Consider the following 21608-nt stretch of genomic DNA (forward strand, 5'->3'; position numbering starts at 1 on the left):
TTAAGTGACAGCCGCCTTTTTAGGTAACTTGATTTTTATAAACCGAAACCTCACATACAGCAATAAGTATCCCATTAAAAACAAAAGTAATAAATGGAAAAATCCATTTGTAATATTTTCAAGTTTTGCGCCCTCGGTGGCCAAAGCATTAAATATGTTGAAATAAGGTGTAGAAGGAAGTAAGTTGGCAAACATTTGTAATCCTAGTGGCATGGCTTCAATGGGCCAAGAATAACCGGAAACTAGAAATAGGGGATAGGTAGAAAATGCCATGACCTCGGTCCAGCCAATGGTTGTTTTAAAAAAAGAAGCAAACAAAATAGTGTAAATAATCACTACAGAAACAAACAAGGTACTTAGCAGTAAATGCAATAAAATAGAACCGTTTAAGCTGAGTGAAAAGTGTGGAAAAATTAATTTATAAAAGACAAAAAAGTAGGCAATATAAAGCGCTATATAATAAAAGCTTTTTGCTGAAAGGACTTTAATAAATGCATAAAAATCATAGGCTTCTACAGTCTTAAGCACACCATGCTTAAATTCATGTACCACACTTTGTCCAAAGCCAATTATTAGTGTTTGTTGTAGGATTAAAATGAGTAAAATAGGTAGTAAATAATCACCATAATTGTTTGTGGTATTATAAATTGATTTAACTACAGGCATTATGGGTTGTGCTTTTTGCTGGGCTAGTTCAACCGGTATATTATTAGAAATAAAATACTGCATTCTTACACCTCCCGCAACGGTTAGTATAACTTGTTGTACCGATTTGTTGATTTCGTTTGAAGTTAAGAATTTGGTGTTATTTAAGATGATCTCTATATGAGATCCATCTAAATTCATTGTTTTCTTCTGAAAGCCTTTGGGGAGTATGAGTATACCTTGAACTTCCAAATTATTAAAAGGAAACATAGCATCTTCTAAAGACGAGTAATGGGCTTCAATAGAAGTTTTTTCAGAGGTATTTATTAATTGAGAAACCTTTCTAGATAAATTAGAATGGTCAAAATCAACCACTGCAATCGGAATTTGAGAGACGTTTTTTTCTGAATAAATAGACCCAATAAAAAAGGCATACAGGATAGGAGCTACCAAACAAGTAAGTAATATACTTTTATCCTCAATAATTAAAGAGAGTTCACTTTTTAATATAGAAAACCACGTTTTCATAATGCTGCTTTTTTATTACGGAACATAAATATTATAACCGTTACCGTATAAGCCACTAGACAGAATAGGAGCAAATTTATGACCGGCTGAACCAAAAATGTAAATGGAGTATTCATTTCCATACCTTTTATAAAGGCATTCAAAAAATGAGTGTACGGTATTAACTGAGCATACCAAGCATTAAATGCAGGCATGGCCATAATAGGAAAGGTAAAGCCGCTAAATACAAATGCTGGGGAGTTATAAACAAAAGAAACATCCATAGCAATGGCTTCGTTTTTAAAAATAGTTGATACCATGACTCCCAACATGGCATTTGTAATGACAAAAACTAAAACGACCCATAAAAAGGGTAGTGTACTTGCACTTGAAGGAATACCCAAAATGGGGTGAACTACTGAAAAAATAAATATCGCAACAAGAAACCCTATGAGACTATAAGCTAAAACTTTTCCTAATATAATTTTAAAAACACTACCATTGGTGCTTTCTAAGAGTTCATTAAATGTACCATTCGTATATTCTGAATTAATTGAACGAGCGGCCAAAAGGAATACAATCATTTGCAATAAAACCGTTGTTAAACCTGGTATGAGATAATAGAGGTAATTGTAATAAGAATTGAATAAGGGTTTAGCAATTACCTTGATAGGCATGACCATTTTTAATGCTTTTTCATTGGGAATGCCATTAAGTTTGAAGCTGTTTAAATTGAGACCTGCGGACAAAGTATTTATAAACGTTGCCGCTTCCTTGTAGATTAGGTTTCCATAAATAATATTTGAAGAATTGGTATAAACTAGGAGTTTTTCTTGATTTCCACTAAATATGTTTTTCTGAAAATTCTTGGGAATGACATAAAACCCTTTGACCTCAGGGTGGTTTATAAATACGTCATCTAGATGGTCGTTAGAATTTAAAAACCTTATGATATTTAATTTGGGCGAAGCTTCCACATTATGAATTACTTGCCTACTTAAATCGGAATGATCTAAATCTAAAATAGCAATAGACACGTTTTCTATAGAACCCTCCTCATAAATGGAACCTAGGTAAAAGAAAATCCCTATCGGAATTACCAATATTAGAACCCAAGCTGCAGGCCTTTTTTTGAGTCTTAGAAACTCACGAATTATAAGTTGTAGAATATTTTTCAAAGTTTGATGTTTAGACTCATTCCGGGTCTTAAACCGTCAATTTTATCCATAGGTGTTAAATGGATTTCAAATGTTTTCATATCTAACCTACCTTTGTCAGCCGTAGGAATCCAGTCCGCAAAATCAGCCATAGGCGCAATAAAAGTCACTTTGAACTTATGAGTGTCATTATTAAAAGCAGGTAGTTTTCCAGAAACTTCGGTGCCTTTTGCAAAATCTTGTAAAAAATCTTCTCGTACATGAATTACAGCATGTACGTTTTCTAACTGTTGTATGGTAAAAATAGGATAACCTGCTGGCATCACTTCGCTTTCTTCAGCTAGTTTTGAAGAGATTTCTCCTGAAATAGGGGCGTAGATTTCCAATTCTTTATAATAGGCTTTTGCTTCACTTACTTTGCCGCTTGCTGCATTCATTTGTCCTTGAGAGGCTGTTATGTCTTCTTGTCTAGCCCCTTCTTTTGCCATTTCTAGTATATATTTCGCTGCATTCATTTGATCAAATGCGGCATCGCGCTTAAAGGTGACCTCATCCATTTGTTGCTGCGATATTAAGCTATCTCTATGCATAGCTTCTAATCTTTTAAAGGATTTTTCAGCAAAGCTATATTGACTTTGAGCCATTTTATATTTGTCTTCAACCGCATAAATTTCCTGGTTTCTTGCTCCAGATTTTGCTTTATCGTTTACCGATTTTGCAGCATCAAACATACCTTCCGCTTGTTTAACTTTAGCATCTATAATATCACTTTCAATAGTTGCTAATAGTTGTCCTTTTTTTACTTGATCACCCAATTTCACGTAGATGGTCTCTATACGTCCGGGAATTTCTGAAGCCACCCGAATTTCTGTAGTTTCAAATAACCCAACAAAAACACGGTTTTCATTTTCTTTAGGTTTGAGAAATAACAACACAATAATGCCAACAGCAATAATCAATACAGGAATGATTAGTATAAGGGTCTGTTTTTTATTTTTCATAATAGCTTAAGGTTCTAATGGTTTAAATGTTCTATATGTAAGGATCCTGTTGAAATTAATAAATCTAAGGCGGCCATTCTTTGCTGTACTATAAATGTATAATAGTTTAGTGAAGCCGTTTGGTATTCTGTTTCTGTTTCTAGAAGATCTGATATGGAAATTAATCCTTGATGATAACTTTTAATGGCAATATTTAGGCTGTTTTCAGCAACAATCATCTCTTGTTCTTTATAGAATAATTGCTGGTTTTTTACCTCAAAATCAACCTGCATTTTTTTTGCAAAGAGTGAAAGCTTTTCTCTGACATCATTCTTTTCTTCTTCAGCAATACTTTTTTCAATTTGAGCGGATCGAGTTTCATTAGAATGTTTTAATCCACTAAATATATCCCATTGCATGCCAACACCTAAAAAATAGGAAGGGTACAGTTCAAATTTATTGAGTTCTAAGTTTACATTTTCGCCCCCCGGCAAAGAATAAGGCGTTTGTAAATTGGCATTAAATAAATTGGAATATGAAACCGAAGCCACAGCCTGAAGTTTAGGTAAAATAGAATTTCGATTCATTTTTACTTTATAATCATAAGCATTCACTGAAGCGTCTAAGGCTTTTAGTTCTGGCCGATCATTAAATGTATTATTATGTATTTGAAGTTTCCACGGTTGCAATTCAAAACTATATTGTTCTAGTGTTTCTATGCTTACATCGGTCATCATAGAAAGTTTTAAATATAATAAGCTAAGGTTACCATATAATTCAACCTTTTTCGAGGCCAAATTAAATTCGGCAGCGGTAATTTTATTTCTATCATAAGGAATGGCCAGTCCATTTTTAATCGCAGTTTTAACGCGTTCCTTTTCTTTGGCTAATCGTTCTTCACTTTTTGTAATAACTACCTCCGAGTTTTTCAACAATTCAATTTTATCAAACGTTTCAATCACATCCTTTATGATTTCAGATTTTTCCGCATGAAGCATGAAGTTTTTGGCCTTAATTTTTTCTTCTGTTGCTTTAGAGCCATAATTAACTTGCAATCCAGAAAAGAGCAAGGCTTTGGCTGTTAAACTGGTATTAAAAACCTGACCCTGAGCATCAAATCTGGTCTCCCCTTCAAATAACTCAATGCCCGTTATTGGTAGTTGAACGGTGGGTACATCTACATTTATTCTACTGGATCCATAACCATATTTGGCATCAAGTTCTAAAGTTGGTATAAAGTTTTGACGGATCGTTTTCTTTTCTAAACTATCAATGGAAAGTTCATGGATGGATTTTTTTAAAGCATAACTCTTTTCTATACTTCGATTAATAAGATCTAATTCAATATCACTTAAATTATTCTGAGCCATTAACGCTCCTAGAAAGAGTAAACTGAAGCAACCAAAAAAAAATGTTTTTTTCATAAAACTAAATGCATAGACGGTTAATAGTTAATGTGTGCTAAATATGATTAGTTTTTTACAGCGTAAGTCTCTTATTAACGTATTTCAAAGGAAACCACCTTACTACTAGTTATAAGCACTTTCCATAGCAAAATGGTCGTTTTTAGAGCCTTTTCTTGACAATTGAGGCAAGTCTTTGGGTGCTGTCTTAAACTTTCCAAACTATAGTATATCCTAATGGGGCCATAGATTTTGTACCATCAGTTAAATTGATTTAAGCAGGAAACCTAGGGCTTCCTCTGGAGTCAAGAATCTCTAAACTGGAGATTGATTTAATTATGTTTTTCATAGCTAATTTTTTCTAATCGATCAGTTTTGTCCCAATGGTGTCATCCATATTAGTTTAATAAATTGAATAAGACAACATTAGGTTTGCACTAAGATAGCAAATAATGAGAAGTTCATTGTTTAGAATTATTAGAAATTTAAAGGTATTGTACTCTGGCTGTATGACCTTTTCAGTATCATGTTTTAAACCGTTAAATTACAAGAAAGTTTATCAGTATGTAGTAGATGTTGCAAACCACTTCTCAATCTATAGCGGTTAATCTTGTATCCGATTATATTTTTTTAGCGTTTCAATAAGTAAATCATGTGGTAGGGCATAGGCCTTATTGCCATTGATGCCTTCCATAGTTTCGGCGGCTACCATCGCATTTATAATGGCTTCTTCAACAACTTGCACTGTGGCTTCAAAAACAGGCATGAGTAAATCATTGGACATGCTTTCTACTGTGGTCTTTTTATCGCGATTAAAAGCCTGTTCATTAGCCGTAGAAAATGCCAAAAAGATATCTCCAGACCCGTTGCTTCCTCTTCCACCAACGATACCTATACCCAATGGAATTCTTTGAGCAATTCTTTTTAGTTGATGAGGTAATAGGGGAACATCTGTGGCAACGACGACAATTATCGAGCCGTCTCCCTCTTGGCGTCTTGATTTAGGGGGAGCTTTATATTCATAACCCAAGGTGTCTTTTAAGGCAATACCTACAGGAACACCTGCGATTGATAAATTTCTTTTGGCTCCAAAATTTGATTGTACTATAGCGCCTAAGGAGTATGTAGAATCTTTGATTTTAAAGACTCTTGAAGCGGTTCCGGTACCCCCTTTAAAACCCAAACACATCATGCCTGTTCCGCCACCAACATTACCTTCTGCAATGGGTCCGTTAGAAGCATTTGAAATGGCTTCTAAAACGTGTTTTTCCTTAACATGAAACCCGTAAATATCATTTAAAAAACCATCGTATGTTTCTGCAACTACAGGATAGGTATACCACCAGTCTTCTCCATTGTACCAGTCTGTATCAACATACCATTTAAGCACGGCCTGCCGTACTTCGCCAACACTATTTGTATTGGTTATCATAATTGGGGTCTCCAAAAAACCCGATTCTGTTACCCAAGTAGTGCCAGTCATTTCTCCATTACCATTAAGGCTGTACCAATTGGCATAAACAGGGCTGAACTTTTTAGCTTTTCCTCGTGGGAATATTGCTGTAACCCCTGTTCTAACAGGTCCTTTGCCTACCACATTTGTACCGGTTCCAGAAATAATGGTGCTATAGCCAACTTCAACACCGGCCACATCAGTAATAGAATTAAATGCCCCCGGCTTACCAACAAAAGGAACTCCTAAATCTCTTGCTCTCGGTTTTTGTCCATATGATTGAAAACCAATGAGTATTATTATAAAGAATGTCAATATTTTAGTCATAGCATTAGGTGTTATTTAGCTTTTATTGTAATGTAGGCTATTTTTTAGTTTTATGCGGAATTGTTTAAATTTTACCAATTATAATTATTGACTCCACCACTTTCAGTATTGGTTTCGTCAAAAAGACAATCTAACAATTCATAGAAATTATCAACCTGATTATTCGCCCTTGTTGCGCCATTAATGCACCAATCATATTGCCCATAAGAATTTTGATTAGCCGATTTGTCATCAGGATGGAACCAACCACAATGACTCCAAAATGAATTCTTTGTTTGGGAAAATATCCTATTTCCCTTCGGAATTATCTGATAGATGCCGCTTTTACCTTCAACAAAATGGGTTGTTTCTGGTAAATAGCCCTGCCCATAATAGGAATGAATGACATATTTATCTAGCAAACCACAAACAGTTGTTGCCTTAACTCTAGTAGCTGAACTAAAAGATGTCGTAGTGCGTATTTGGTCCCAGAAATGGTATGCGTCAAGATAGGGAAATGTCAATTGCGCCATTTCTATATTGTCAGTTGTTCTGTGATAATAGCCTAAGGTATTATCTATTATGTTGATTAGACTGGTCTTGTCTTCATACGCAAGAAATTTAGAGGCTTCATCAATTGCTATTTTTAGTTCAGATACTTTAGTGTTGTCAAATAAACCCCAAGAGGCCCATTGCTGATTGTCATAGATTTCTTCAAATATTAATTTAGAGAAATCCAAGGGTGTCATGGTTTTAGGGTTCAAAATGGTTTCTTTACCACCGTCAAAATAATTAGAATCAAGTACAAGGTCATCACCGGCATTATTGGTGATTCGTTCTAGGATATGGTCGTAAGCCCAAGCGCCAGAAAGCGGTGCTGAAGCAATGACAAAGTTTGAAGAAAATGAGCTATTCTCGGGTCTCCATTGGTATAAGTTTTCTATTCCGGCCATAGAACATACGTCCAAACCCAAAATATCAACGGATTCATTTTTGGACAGTACATTTGTAATTTCGGCCGGATACAAGTGATCTTCGTTACCATCCTCTGCATCAGGGCACATGCCTACACCGTTTCCGTGTGATCTTAATATGAGCATGTAATATTGAGCAGGATAATACTTTTTACAATATGCTATGAATTTTTTTAAAGTTGCGGCGTCTGCCATATTCGCTTCATAGGATTTATGGATTCCTATTTCCGGAAAGAATTCTTGACCGCTTAGTTGTTTATAGGTATTGTGTTCAATTTGATACAACCTAGTATCCCTAAAATTTTCGCCTAATGCTATTGAGTCCTCAGAATTTCCATCAATTCGGTCTATAAGCGTTATTACATTATAGTCCTTTGATTTTTTACCGCGTTTCATTTCCTCAATATCATTTAACAAATCTATTTCAGATGAATTAGAACCTGCAGCAAAATAAATAATGGTCCAGTTTTTTGCTTTTTGTGAAAAAGCATGATTTACCAAACAAGTTATTAAGAGTATGGCCCACCGATATTTCATATTTTCCTAATTAGCACAATGAATTTCCTAGGCCGTCTAAACTGTTGTTATAAGATAGTAGAAAAGTGAACCCTGCCTAATTTTAGTTAGAAAGTTACTTAATTAAAATGAAATAACGTTCTTTAAAATCAGTTCAGTAATTTTTTTAACAAGTTTTAGATTTTCATCTAAAACGCCTTTTGTAGAAACGCCAAGTACAGTATATCGCTTTAAGACATTACCATAGGCTGTCATAAAGCGAATATCTGATCCTTGATGGCAGTGCTTACCATTAGAAGAATGTCTTAATGTTCATTGCTTGTTAACTTACCATTTTTTAAAGCGAAATTCTAGCCTTTATTGCAGGTAGGAATTTAGCATCCATAATGTTTTTTCAGTTTGTGATATGTAATCACTCATTAAACTAACCGTTCCTTCATCTTCGGCGTCTCCTGACAGGCTTAAAATGTCTCTTTCAAGGGCAATTATGGAAGAAAGATTTTTTACAACGATGTTTACACCTTCAATACCATTTGAGACTCCTTTTTCTTCTGCAATGTTGGAACTATTTATGTAATCTGAGAAGGTATGGAATGGCACGCCTTCAAGTGTTAAAATTCGTTCTGCAATTTCATCAATTTTAATTACGGCGTCATCATAGAATTCTTCAAATTTGACGTGCAATTCAAAAAACTCTTTTCCTTTTATATTCCAGTGAAGCCCCCTAAGGTTTTGATAGAAGACTTGATAGTCTGCTAATAATTGGTTTAATTTTCCGCTTAGTTCTTCTGCTTTTGTCTTATCGATACCTATTAAATTTTTCATTTTAATTATTTTTTTTAACGTTACTGTTATTAATGATGTTTCGAGTTTTTAAATTACTCTTTTTTTCAAAGCAGGACAAGTATTATTTGTTCGAAGTGTATGCAAACGCCATTGAAACAGCTTAAATTATGGTTAAAATTTAAGGCACAACACGTCATTCTCCTTTTGTTTCAATTCAAGGCATATGGACTAGAATCTGCAAGTAAGTCTTATTATTTGGCTCCTGCGATTATAAATGTTAGTTTATTCAATGATTAGGTGTTCTAAATACCTAATTGCCGTTGCCATTAGGTTTTGTCTCTGTATGGCCTTTTCATTAAAACCGTCTAAAGTTTTGCGGTTTAGTTTTCTGCCATTGATAAAAACGTAGGTGGGTTTTTTTAATGTTGCCAGATTGAGAAGTGGGTTTTTTTCAACTACTAATAAATTGGCAATTTTACCAGGTTCAATAGTTCCCATGGCCGTCATTATCTCATGGGTTTTAGATGCGTTTACTGTAGCTGTTTTTAAGACTTCGTAATTAGAAAGACCTGCTTCTTTATAAAAATTTAGCTCGTTATGAATGGCAAAACCAGGTAGCGTAACACCAATACCAGCATCTGTTCCACATATGATATCGACACCTGCTTCATGAAGTTTTTGTACAATGATAGAATGAAAATCATGTTGGTTTTTTATGTTACCAACAACGGCTGTATCGTTTTGTTTGGCATTGAACCAACGGTCAAATTGTTTATTACTATCTACTTTTTTGATAAGGGGGTTTATATATCCCATTGATTCAGAATCTAGAATACTATCATTGAGCATCATTTGATAGATATTATTAAATACGGTAAGCGTTGGGCTATAACGGGTGTGTTTAGATTTTGAAATCGCATTGATGATGGTCTGCAATTTTGTAGTATCTAGGTCAAACTTTAAAGGTTGCTGAACTATTTCTTCAGCATGTTCTATAGATTTTATTTGAGGGTTTAAATGGTATGAAAAAGGGACTTTTTGAGAAGGGTGTGCCACGATATCCATTTCAGAAATTTTGGCTTGTTCAATCACAGCATCAAATAAATCTTTATCCAATCCGTAATAGGTTTTAATTAAATCATAACCTCTGTTTTTGTAGCCAATAATCTTCTCTTTAGCCTCAGCAACATTTGTTAGGTTTACATTATCGTCTCCAATAAAAACTGTACCGGTTAGTTTAGGCCCTGTAGTTATGAAAGTTGGGGAAAGTATTTGTTCATTGATAATATCTTCTTTAATTCTCAAATGCATGGGCATGCCCCATAAATTTCTAACAGTAGTAACACCATTTGACAGGTAAAGTCCAAGTTCATATCGGTCCCATACATGCACGTGCATATCAATTAACCCTGGTGTAAGGAACTTATGTTTTGCATCAAAAACTTGCACGCCTTTGATGGCCATCGTGTCTGCTATATTATTAATAATACCGTCCTTTATGTACACCATTTTATTTACTAAAACGGTGTCTTGATTCATAGGTATGATATTGGCATTAGTGATGACATAAGAGTTGTTTGCTTTTGGATCATTTTTTGAAATGTTTAGGTAATCTGTGCCTAAGGCGTCAACCCAAAGTATAATAAGTACCGCAATACAAATCAAGCCAAGGAGTGCGAGGATAAATTTTAAAATTTTTTTCAGTATTTTCATTTATGTTGTTGTAATAGCGATTAGTAAAAGGACTCTTTGTTAAATGGTTATGTTTTTAGACTTAGGAGTTGATACACCTCAACGATACACATTGGATTATGATTTTATATCTAAGTATTATTAATATCCTGCGGCTTGTCCATCTTTTCTGCTTTCGGATGCACCTCTATACACTTTATTCTTACCATCCCACATGATGCCTTGATAGCCCCCAAAATAACCTCCATACATGACTTTGTGCCTTCTAGAAAGCAAACCACGAATGGTCTCAAATGGAATCCCAGATTCTAAATACACTTCACCTGTTCCATTGGCTTCCTCGCCTGTGGGTGATGATGAGCCTCGATGTTCCCAACGCGGGGCATCACCAGCCTCTTGCATATTCATGCCAAAGTCAATCAAATTCATTACAATCTGTGCATGTCCTTGTGGTTGGAAGTCGCCTCCCATAACCCCAAAACTCACCCAAGGTTTACCATCTTTGGTAATGAAAGCTGGTATAATAGTATGAAAAGGTCTTTTTCCTGGTTCATAAGTATTGGCTTGTCCTTCTACTAAAGAAAATAGTTCACCGCGGTCTTGGAGCATGAATCCCAGTTTTGGTGGCACCATACCAGATCCCATTCCTCTATAATTACTCTGAATAAGTGAGACCATATTACCATGTTTATCAGCTGTGGTCATATAAATGGTTTCACCTGCACTAATAACACCCGCACTGTAACTTCCAGCGCGATCAGTGATCTCTTCCTTGCGCTTTTTGGCATAGGCATCTGAGAGAAGTTCCTCAACAGGTACATTGGCAAAGTCCATATCGGCATAGTATTTTGCACGATCTTCAAAGGCAATTTTTTTTACTTCTGTAAAAAGGTGTAGGTGCTCTTCACTACCGAATTTTATTTTTGAAAAATCATAGGTTTCTAAAATTTGAAGCATTTGTAATGCTGCTATGCCTTGTCCGTTAGGAGGAAGTTCCCACACATCATAACCTCTATAATTGATAGAAACGGGTTCTACCCATTCCGATTGATGACTAGCCAAATCTTCCATAGATAGAAATCCCCCTTTTTCCTGTACAAAACTAGTAATCGTTTTTGCCATTTCTCCTTTGTAAAAAGCATCACGACCTCCCTTAGCAATAGATTTGTAGGTGTTTGCAAGAAACGGATTTTTATAGAGCTCACCTTCCTTAGGTAGTTTTCCTCCATTTTGATCGATATAAGTAGCTTTGATGTTGTCAAATCCTTGCGCCTCAAACCGATTGACGGAGCCTAGATAATACGCTATAAGTTGAGTTAATGGAAATCCTTCTTCTGCATAGCTGATAGCTGGTTGTAAGATATCGGCCATGTTCATTGTTCCAAACTTTTTAGAAAGTTCAAACCAGCCGTCTACTGCTCCAGGTACGCTAACAGGTAGCGGTCCGTAGGATGGTATTTTATCCATGTTTTTCTTTTGAAAATACTCTAAAGTTAAACTTTTAGGCGATCTACCACTGGCATTGAGTCCATACAATTGCTGTGTTTTAGCATCCCAAACAATGGCGAATAGATCACCACCTATGCCGTTACCTGTGGGTTCCATTAAACCCAAAGCAGCATTAGCAGCAATTGCCGCGTCTATAGCATTACCGCCTTGTTGTAAAATGTTCAGACCTACTTGTGTGGCCAAAGGGTGGCTGGTAGCTACCATGCCATTTTTAGCGATGACTTCAGAGCGGGTTGCGAATGATTTACCGACTAGGCGGTCTTGTGCTTGAAGGGAAAAAGAAAAGAGGATAACGTAGATAAATAGAATGTGTTTCATAAAAATTAAGAGTTGATGTCTGTTAAAACTATGTTTGGAGGTGTGTCATTAGTTTTAATTTATAACCTATTCAAAAGTAACTAATTAAGGTAACAGAAACAATGGCCGTGCCTATGAGACTTATCTTGTTAGGTACAGACCATGAAAATCATTGGACACATGATTGTATTCAATTTTCTATTTTTCCATAGTTTTTTAGGACTTCCAAAGCCCATAGGGTTTGAATTCCCGCCCATTCTAGTTTTGTTCCCTCACTTATGCCATACCAAGTATCCCATCTACCATCATCTTTTTGTTTGCTGATTAGTGCTGTTAAGTCCGACTCAATATCCTCGCTAGAAAATAATGAAGAGCATACGCTATTGGAATTTGTAGCGTAATTTAAACGGTGTGGTTTTCCGTAAAGCCCCCAACCTTCATCTGATTTATCATCGCAAATTATTCCTTGGTTTCCAATGGCATGTTTTAAATTGTTGATGGTTTTTATTGCCGTTTTTTGATTTTTAGTGTGTTTTAAAAACATCAACCACCGTGGTACACACAAATAACAAAAAACATGCTTATCCTTTATTCTATCAAATTCTCCCCAAACAAATTGTTCTGCTTTTATCATCCAAGGCAAATCCATCTTGTATTTTTCTAAAATGCCTAATAAAGGAGCTGTAGTACTTAGAGCGCTTCTTTCTTTAACGGTTTTAAAATGCGCTTCGCAAGGGTAGTTACTTTTTGGCTTCAGCATCCATGGAATTCCGCCTTTTTCAGTTGTAATACTTTCAAAATAAGGCATAAAGTCATCGCGTATGATTTCCTTGGTTAAATACCCAACGTCATCGAGCGTTTCTAGGGCCATTATACTAAAAAGAGGTTGGCTTTCTGGTGAGGCAGTATCCGGTTCCATGCCATGCCCAAAACCTCCGTCTTGATTCCTGTAAGCGTAAACAGCATGGTAAACGCCTTCCGCATTATCATTTTCAAAATAAAATTGAAACAAACGCCTTTCTATCATTCGGGCATTGGCCAGTATAAAATCCCTTGCTTTTAAGTAGTTGACTTTAGTTAATTTCATGCCTTAATTAAACTGTACTTACCCCTTGATATAGGATAATACGAGGTTATTGGTTTCTTTAAAGATAGCTAATTATTAGAACTAATTTAAAAGGCACAATAGAAAAGTAGAAATAATGGGTAATGGCTTTGAACTAGTATTTTTCCCACCATTTTGGGTAATTGTTTGTGGTGTCTTTTACAATGATTTCTTCTCCTAATTTTGGGGTAATAAGCGTTATGTTTAGTTCTTGTGCTTTTGCCTGTACGCGATTAATTGGGTCTGTCCATGCGTGCAAAGCCAGTTTAAATCCAGCCCAATGGATGGGCATTATTTTTTTTGCTTTAACGTCTAAGCCAGCCTGTGCTGTTTCTTCGGGCATCATATGAATGTCAGACCACATTTGATTGTATTGGCCACATTCCATAAGTGCCAAATCAAAAGGACCATATTGTTCTCCTATTTCTTTAAAATGCGTGGCATAACCGCTATCACCACTAAAATAAATATTTTCAGTTTTGGACTTGATGACCCAAGAGCACCATAAGGTACTTTGACTCGTATTAAATTTTCTTCCCGAAAAATGTTGCGCTGGGGTACAAATTAAATTTAAACCGTCTAAGACTGTGTTTTGCCACCAGTCTAATTCTGTAATCTTATCCGGATGTACACCCCATTTTTTCAAATGGGTACCTAAACCTAAGGGGACATAAAAGTGTTTTGTTTTATCTTTTATTTTTAAAATTGTACCATAGTCCAAGTGATCGTAGTGATCGTGAGAAAAAATAACAGCATCAATGGCTGGCAGTTTTTCAATGGCTAACGGAAACTCTTTATTAAATCTATTAGCCCCTAAAAGGGGATGAGGTGCAGCCACTTTTCCAAGCATAGGGTCTAATAAAATGGTTTTGCTATCCATTTGTAATAAAAATGAGGAATGACCAAACCAAAACATTCGGGCTTCACCCTGGTAATTGGCAATGTTTATAGAGTCTACCTTTTTTGTTTTTAAATCTTCTTTTGGTCTTCCATTCGGGACATTCGTAGTGAAAAAGGTATAAGCCAATTTTAAAGTTTCGGGAAAACTTAAATCCTTGGGTACAGGCTTTGTATTATGAAATTTTCCATCCTTGTATTGCTTTGATTTTTGATATACTTCTTTTTGTTCATTTGCTATGTCTCCCCCAAAATTTGGATAAAAATTAGTAAATAATAGATAGGATATCACGAGAAGTCCTATTATAATTAATATTATGGTCATGGTGCGTTTTATTATTTTTATAAACATAAGGTTGTCTAATTTGAGACAATTTAAAGGGATGAGTATTAATCAATATTGATTGTATTCTATTGGTATTATGCCTAAATATACACATGGTATTGTCGTTATTTTACCTTGGTTGCTATCCAATCAGAAATTTCTAATAAAGCCTTAGGAGAAAAAGTTTGCTCAATTTGAGCGTATTCATTTGGTGAACCCGTAACGCATTCCTGAAAAAGATGATTTAAATTAGCGAGTTCTTTCGTCTTAAAATCATGGTTTCCTCCTTGTTTTAAATGTTTTTTAATGGCATTTAGATTGACTTTTGATGGGACTTGTAAATCTTTTTCGCCATTTATAGCAAGCACAGGACAGCGCACTTTAACCAAGCTAGTTGCAGGATCATATTTCAAAAAGTATTGGAACCAAGGTGTTACTAATTTGTCAATAGATCCGCTTATATATTGATCAATATTTATGCCTTCAGGTACAAGCTCAGGTTGATTCTTTAATTCTTTTTGCAAAAAATGTCTTAATTCAAGTTTTATTTCATCCAAATTATTGCCTTTTACTATAATATCAAGTTCGCCTTGAAGTAAGGCTATTTCCTTTTGTAATTTAGATTCATCTGCGCCATTGGCTCGAGCAATTAATGCCGTTTGTTGCAAAAGGATGTCGTAACCAGAAATACCAGGACCTGCTAATAGCACAATAAAGGCTATGTCTTCAGATTCTGAAGCTATCATTGGCGCAATTAAACCACCTGCACTATGACCTATTAAACCAATGTTTTTATAATCGATATCATGGCGCGTTTTTAGGAATGTTATGGCGCTTAGAACATCAGTAGCGAAATCTTTTGTTGTTGCCGATTTAAAATCACCTGTAGATTTGGCTGTTCCTCTATCATCAAATCGTAGAACCCCAATGCCTTTTTTTGTTAAATGATCGGCTATAACCAAAAAAGGTTTATGACCTAATATTTCCTCATCTCTATTCTGAGGGCCACTGCCTGTTATCAATACAACCACGGGGTATTTCTCTGTCTTAGTAGGTAAGGTTAAGGTTCCTGAAAGTGAAATGGAATCGATAGGATTTATAAAAGTCACTTCTTCGGAATAATAGGGGTAAGGTTTTGTTGGGTGCTGAGGTCTAATAAGCTTTTCTTTTTCAACGGCTTCTTTTGAAAAATTAAGAGGTAAGGTTTGCCCCATTTGCTTAAAAGTGCCCTGTATTATACCATCATTGTTCAGGCTTCCCGAATAAGATAACTTTAATGCCGATACTTCAAAGTGTAGCATTGAATCTTCAAAGCTGGTTAGCGTAACCGGAATATTCTTAGCGCCTTGATCCGGGCTGTCTAGGGTAGATTCATATCCACTATCGGTTTCAGTGATATTAATGACTAATCTTAATTGTATGCCTTGAACTTTTAGAATGCCGTTCCATTGTCCCGTTATATCTTGCCCATAGCCAGATAAGGCTATTAAGGCAATAATAATGTTAAATGTCAGTTTTATCATCGAGGCTTAATTAAGTGGTGTACTAGCTCAAAATCTTATTATAGTTTTAGCTCATTAATTTTTATGTTCATAACCTCTACCTGGGGTATATGGTGCACCTGATTTAATAAGTTGGTCTTCTAATTGTTTTACATCTGTATTAAAAATGATTTCTACTTTTTGCTTAAGGGCTGTGATTTCAGTTTTAGCAATAGCATAACTATCTTTATGTGTTTGAGTTGGAGCAGAGGTTGAATATTTTTGTTGACTATTTATATTTTTAATTCGCGCTGCAGGGCTTTTAAGTTGACTTATATCTAATTTAGTTTTTATCGGATCGCCATAAAGCAATACATTGATATCCTTAAGTTTATTCTCGATATCTAAAACAGTTTTTGAAAGCGCTCCATAAGGTAGTTCAGACCGTTTGATGGCCGACTTAATGTATTTTAGTTTTGAATTGGTTTCGTTTATAATTTTTTGGCAAGCTTGTAAATCAGCTGCAACTTTTGCCACTTCTTTTTGAAAAGCTACTTTGGCTGCTCTGTTATCAGCTGGCATTACTGTGTTTTCTAAACCGACAACCTCAAATGTTACAGGGCTTACAAGTGTACTTATCTCACCCTCATTGTACATGGACAGATCTATAGAATATGTCCCCGGTTCTACCAAAGTACCTTCGTCTATAGGTTCCCAAGGGTTATAGAACGAAGAGGTACTCAAGTCAATTGGGTTTTGTAATGTATAGCGCAGATTCCAATGAATACGTTGTAATCCTTTTTTAGGTTTTCTAAATGCTTTGTGAACCACTTTACCTTCACTGTTTTTAATTGTGAATACTAAAGATGGTTCTAGTTCTTCCATTTCAGACTTTAATGACTCATAAGTAGGATAGGGTGCATCTTTTCTATTTTTAATGAGTTCCTTTTCTTTTGTTGTACGCTTTTCTTTTAAAGATTTAGGCGTGTCATTATAGTAATACGTTATGATGGCTTCAGGACCAAGGTTTGTAGCGGTATAAAAATTATCGCCTTGAAAGGATTTTCCCGGTAGTCCCAAGGGTGAACTCTTCTCCCAGGATAGTGCTTTGCGTATAGGATATATTTTTGCGATTTCATTAGATTCTGAATTTTCAATTTCTCTCAGCGCAGAATAATCATCTAAAACATAGAACCCTCTTCCAAAAGTACCAAGTACTAAATCATGTTCTCGTTCCTGAATTGCAATATCTCTAACAGCAATGGTTGGTAATCCAGAACTCAATTGTTTCCAACGTTGTCCTTGGTTTGGTGAGAAAAATGCACCGTATTCTGTGCCACAAAATATCAAATTCTTATCAATATGATCTTCTTCAATTGCATAGACGCTTCCTTTCTCTGGTAAATTAGCACTAATAGAAGTCCATGTTTTTCCTTTATTATTTGATTTAAAGATATAAGGTTTGAAATCACCATATTTATGATGATTGAAGGCAACATACATCACATTAACGTCATGTTTGGAAAGGTAAACACTGTTAATATAGGATTGATTAGGTGCACCGGAAATATTTGTAATGGCACGCCAAGTGGTTCCTCCATTTTCTGTGATTTGGATCAAACCATCATCGGTTCCAATAGCAATAAGGTTTTCATCTATAGGCGATTCAGATAAGGCCACAATGCTTCCATAAAGCGATGTTGATCCATTTTTTGCAACGGCATCTATACTCACTATACGGTCAAATACCTTTAATTTATTTCGGTCAATCTGTTGCGTTAGATCTTCGCTAATAACATCCCAACTATTGCCATAATCGTTAGAGCGAAATACTTTATTGGCAGCAAAATATAACCTCCCTGAAGCGTGTTTACTTACTGCCAATGGTGCATCCCAGTTAAAACGGTAGCTGTTTTCATTGGCGCGCTCGCTAGGTTGAATACCTAGTTTTTCCCCACTTTTTTTATCGTAGCGTACTAAAACACCATATTGAGATTGTGCGTACACAATATTAGGGTTTTCCGGGTCAATTTGAGATTCAAACCCATCACCACCTTGGGTAATGAACCAATCAAAATTTGTAATGCCATGATTGGTAAGTACTCGAGAAGGGCCCCCAAAACTAAAATTATCTTGAGTTCCTCCGTATACATTATAAAATGGATAATCATTATCAACTGCCACTTTGTAAAATTGAGTCACAGGAATATTTTCTTTAAAATCCCATGTTTTAGCAGCATCAAATGTTTCATACATACCACCATCACAGCCAACCAACCAATGTTTATTATTGTTCGGGTCTATCCACATACAATGATTATCTACGTGTTTGGTGACTTCACCTACTTTATTGAATGTTTTTCCGCCATCATGACTTGCAGACATCCAAGTATCCATGGAGTAGATGGTGTTTTCATCAATGGGATCTGCAATGATTTCTTGATAATAATTTCCACTGGTTACATGGTCACCTCTTTTTTCCCAACTGGCACCTCTATTTGTAGAGGCATAAAAACCACCTTTGGCATCAGCAGCTTCTACTATGGCATAAATAATTTCTGGATTTGCTGGAGAAATACCTAAACCAATACGGCCTAATTCAGTTTCTGGTAGCCCTGAATTAATTTCTGTCCATGTGATTCCACCGTCAGTACTTTTGTGTATTCCAGAGCCTGGTCCGCCCCCAACATAAGTAAACACATGCCTTCTGCGTTGAAAGGTAGAGGCATATAGCACGTTTGGATTTCTTGGGTCCATCTGCACATCATTCACCCCAGTATGCTCATCTACGGTAAGAATAGCTTCCCATGTCTGCCCGCCATCTATGGTTTTATATAATCCTCTTTCGCCACCTTTGCTCCATAGCGGACCAATAGCCGCAACATAAATTTCGTTAGAATTTTCAGGGTTGACAATAATTCTACCAATATGTTCTGAGGTTTTTAACCCCATGTTTGTCCAAGTTTTTCCACCATCAAGAGATTTATAAATGCCATCTCCATAGGAAACAGAACGTTGGTTATTGTTCTCTCCGGTACCAACCCAAATGACATTAGAATTATTAGGATCTATAGTTATACAACCAATAGAGTAGGAGCCTTCGTCATCAAAGATAGGTTCATAACTTACGCCCGAATTAATCGTTTTCCAGACACCTCCGGCAGAAGTAGCTACATAATATTCAAAGGGATTACTAGGATTTACGGCAACATCTGAAATTCTACCAGATGTTAAAGAGGGGCCTATACTTCGCCATTTAAGTGAATCAATATTAAATTCGTCTAAAGGTTGTGTGTCTTCTTTTTTTGTTTTTTGAGCTTGAATGTCTTGGAGTCCAAGGATTAAGAGTAGAAATACAATGACATGTAATTTTTTCATTAAGGTGTTTTTTAAATGAGAATAAACTATTTGGGTATTAAGGTGATTCTTAAAGAACATAAGGATAAACCGATTCTGGGTAATAAAATATAGGACACGTTTTATAAAGTGACCTCCAGTGCGAATGGTAAATCTGACGTACTCAAATTTAATTAATTCAACTGAAACAAGCAATGCGAAAAAAGATTAGTAATTGCCCTATGGGTCCCTGCATAGGTTTGATAATAGGGCTAAGGTTGTTATTTATTTGATTTTTCCTTAATTCTCTTGGTGATCAATAAATTCTTGTATTGCTTTTACAACTGCAGGCCTATTATCATTGAGTGAAAAATGTCCTGCGTCAGGAATGGAAACAAATGTAGCTCCTTCTATCAGTTTACTGAGTGATTTAACGGTTTCTGGACGCGCTTCATCAAATTCACCAGTAGTGAACAACGCAGGAATTGTCACTTTTTTAAGGCTTTCAACATTATCGTAATTTTTTAAGGTACCAGTTGCAGTGAATTCACTTGGCCCCCACATGTAATTATAAATGAAATTATTTCTTTTGGAAATTAAGGTGTCATAAGGGTGTTTTATAAACTCTTTTCTACGACCATGCTTGCTTGCAAAGTAACTGTCTGCAGCAATATAGGAAGATGTATTAAAGACACTATCCTTCTCAGCAATATAAATGGCGTTTTGGATGGAGTCTGGAAGTTTTGAGATAAGCACTGCGGCGTCATTGGTCCATATTGGTGTGCTAAAATAGGGACTATTGAATATAATACCTTTAATACCTTTAGGATAGTGCTTGTAGTATTCAAGCGCTAATGCTGCTCCCCAGGAGCTTCCTAGTAAATAGAATTCATTCAGTTTTAGTTCTGATTTAATCGCTTTAACTTGCTCAACAAATAAGTCGACCTTTAATAAGGTTGTGTCCTGATGATGATCTGATAGACCCGAGCCTAATTGGTCGAAAAAAATTACAGGATGCTTATTGGATATCTCAGATAAATTGTAATAACTCCTACTTGTACCGCCCGGCCCGCCATGCAGGCAAAGTATCGGTGTTTTATCTCCTTCACCCATTATGCCATACCAAATTTTTCCACCTTTTACCGCTATGAGACCTTGTTTTTGATAGAGAAACGGATTTGATGGTTTTGAATTAAAGGTACAGCTGGAAATAAAAAGAATGAACAAGAGATAATAGATTGAAGTGCGGGTCATAAGTGTATTTTGAAATCCGTTTTTAGAACATAAGTATTTTTTTAAATGTACAAATAATAAACGTATTTAAACAACGCAATTCCTGGCCTAGGCTGACTTGACATATTGATACCTGTTTTGGTGATTTAAAGTCCAAATTACCTGCTTTAATCTGCTATCTAACATCTACTTTCTCCTGAATATTTGTAGCGACCAAGCGTTTAATTTTCCCATTCATGGCACTAAATGATGCCATTTAGATTGGTCTCCTTTTACAGCGTATAGTCCCATTATATGATTTTCATCAAATCCAAATATCAATGTTCTCGAGTCTGTTCCAAGCGCATAACGTTCTTCGAGTACAGATGCCGATGCACCAGTAATAGTTAGGTTTTTTGAATCGGTTTTTAAAGGGGGTTCTTGAGTGGTTACACCACACGAAAAGTGTAAATTTATATAATCCAGAAGTAATGGGCATCTCATTTCTTTCTCGATTCCACCAGAACCATAAAAGTTGATCAGAAAGCAGCCTTTCACTTTCTAAAAAGAAATGTTGTCTTCCACTTACCTGAGTATATTCGTTATTGTCGTATAGATACCTTCCTAAGTAGGGCATTCTCCTCGCGTACCCTTCCGGATCGACGACTTCTAAGACAATTTTTGAGATTCGACCGGACTTCTTTGAGGTATTAATAATGTTGAATCGGATATAAAAAGCTGTGTTCTTTCGCAAATGATATATACGCACCTTATCCCCAATGGAGACATCTATAATGGCTTTACGTATAATGTTAAAGTAGAACGTTGAGAAAGCAAGTATAAAACTTAATACACTTATGGATATGACTATAATATCTTTTGTTTCCATGTCCTATTTTCTTTAATCGAGGCTAAGTCCAATCGAAAAGATATCGATTTACATTGGGCAGAAATTTGGGCATAGAAAGTACTTCTACTAAAATACAAAGATTCTCTTAAACTAGAATGACTCCATAAGGACTAATCT

At 35.7% G+C, this 21608-nt stretch carries 15 protein-coding genes; all 15 read right to left on the bottom strand.

What is annotated here, in order from left to right; translation table 11 throughout:
• The 15 genes from IE051_RS15095 to IE051_RS15165 all read right to left on the bottom strand — a co-directional run bounded on the left by IE051_RS15095 (position 1) and on the right by IE051_RS15165 (position 21085).
• Entirely contained in the window at positions 1–1173 is a 1173-nt protein-coding gene (locus IE051_RS15095) for an ABC transporter permease (protein ID WP_189362148.1), read from the bottom strand.
• Positions 1170–2330, bottom strand: coding sequence for an ABC transporter permease (locus IE051_RS15100; RefSeq protein WP_189362150.1), 1161 nt, complete (start codon positions 2328–2330; stop codon positions 1170–1172). The genes IE051_RS15095 and IE051_RS15100 overlap by 4 nt, the downstream gene beginning before the upstream one ends.
• Positions 2327–3310, bottom strand: coding sequence for an HlyD family secretion protein (locus tag IE051_RS15105; protein ID WP_189362152.1), 984 nt, complete (start codon positions 3308–3310; stop codon positions 2327–2329). The genes IE051_RS15100 and IE051_RS15105 overlap by 4 nt, the downstream gene beginning before the upstream one ends.
• 14 nt (positions 3311–3324) lie before the next feature.
• On the bottom strand, positions 3325–4713 hold the full coding sequence (locus tag IE051_RS15110; protein ID WP_189362154.1) for a TolC family protein: 1389 nt from the start codon (positions 4711–4713) through the stop codon (positions 3325–3327).
• Between the two features lie 583 nt (positions 4714–5296).
• Positions 5297–6472, bottom strand: coding sequence for a DmpA family aminopeptidase (locus tag IE051_RS15115; RefSeq protein WP_189362156.1), 1176 nt, complete (start codon positions 6470–6472; stop codon positions 5297–5299).
• 71 nt (positions 6473–6543) lie between these two features.
• Positions 6544–7962: a clostripain-related cysteine peptidase gene (locus IE051_RS15120; protein WP_189362158.1), complete on the bottom strand. Its 1419-nt coding sequence runs from the start codon at positions 7960–7962 to the stop codon at positions 6544–6546.
• Positions 7963–8298: 336 nt separating this feature from the next.
• A complete protein-coding gene (locus IE051_RS15125) occupies positions 8299–8766 on the bottom strand; it encodes a Dps family protein (protein ID WP_189362160.1) in 468 nt (155 codons plus the stop codon).
• Between the two features lie 243 nt (positions 8767–9009).
• Positions 9010–10440: an amidohydrolase family protein gene (locus tag IE051_RS15130; protein WP_189362163.1), complete on the bottom strand. Its 1431-nt coding sequence runs from the start codon at positions 10438–10440 to the stop codon at positions 9010–9012.
• A gap of 120 nt (positions 10441–10560) precedes the next feature.
• The gene (gene ggt, locus IE051_RS15135; RefSeq protein WP_189362165.1) at positions 10561–12246 is read right to left on the bottom strand and encodes a gamma-glutamyltransferase; all 1686 of its coding nucleotides are present in this window, start codon (positions 12244–12246) and stop codon (positions 10561–10563) included.
• A 169-nt stretch (positions 12247–12415) separates the two neighbouring features.
• A complete protein-coding gene (locus tag IE051_RS15140) occupies positions 12416–13312 on the bottom strand; it encodes a hypothetical protein (RefSeq protein ID WP_189362167.1) in 897 nt (298 codons plus the stop codon).
• Positions 13313–13445: 133 nt separating this feature from the next.
• Positions 13446–14552, bottom strand: a complete 1107-nt coding sequence (locus tag IE051_RS15145) for an MBL fold metallo-hydrolase (protein ID WP_189362170.1) — start codon at positions 14550–14552, stop codon at positions 13446–13448.
• 125 nt (positions 14553–14677) lie between these two features.
• Positions 14678–16075, bottom strand: a complete 1398-nt coding sequence (locus IE051_RS15150) for an alpha/beta hydrolase family protein (protein ID WP_189362172.1) — start codon at positions 16073–16075, stop codon at positions 14678–14680.
• A 54-nt stretch (positions 16076–16129) separates the two neighbouring features.
• The gene (locus tag IE051_RS15155; protein WP_189362174.1) at positions 16130–19411 is read right to left on the bottom strand and encodes a WD40/YVTN/BNR-like repeat-containing protein; all 3282 of its coding nucleotides are present in this window, start codon (positions 19409–19411) and stop codon (positions 16130–16132) included.
• Between the two features lie 258 nt (positions 19412–19669).
• Complete coding sequence (locus IE051_RS15160; RefSeq protein ID WP_189362176.1) at positions 19670–20623, bottom strand: proline iminopeptidase-family hydrolase; 954 nt, start codon at positions 20621–20623, stop codon at positions 19670–19672.
• Between the two features lie 213 nt (positions 20624–20836).
• Positions 20837–21085, bottom strand: coding sequence for a hypothetical protein (locus IE051_RS15165; protein ID WP_189362178.1), 249 nt, complete (start codon positions 21083–21085; stop codon positions 20837–20839).
• Positions 21086–21608 lie beyond the last annotated feature (523 nt).

Origin of the sequence: Algibacter mikhailovii, assembly GCF_014651495.1 — a bacterium.
Classification (GTDB): domain Bacteria; phylum Bacteroidota; class Bacteroidia; order Flavobacteriales; family Flavobacteriaceae; genus Algibacter_E; species Algibacter_E mikhailovii.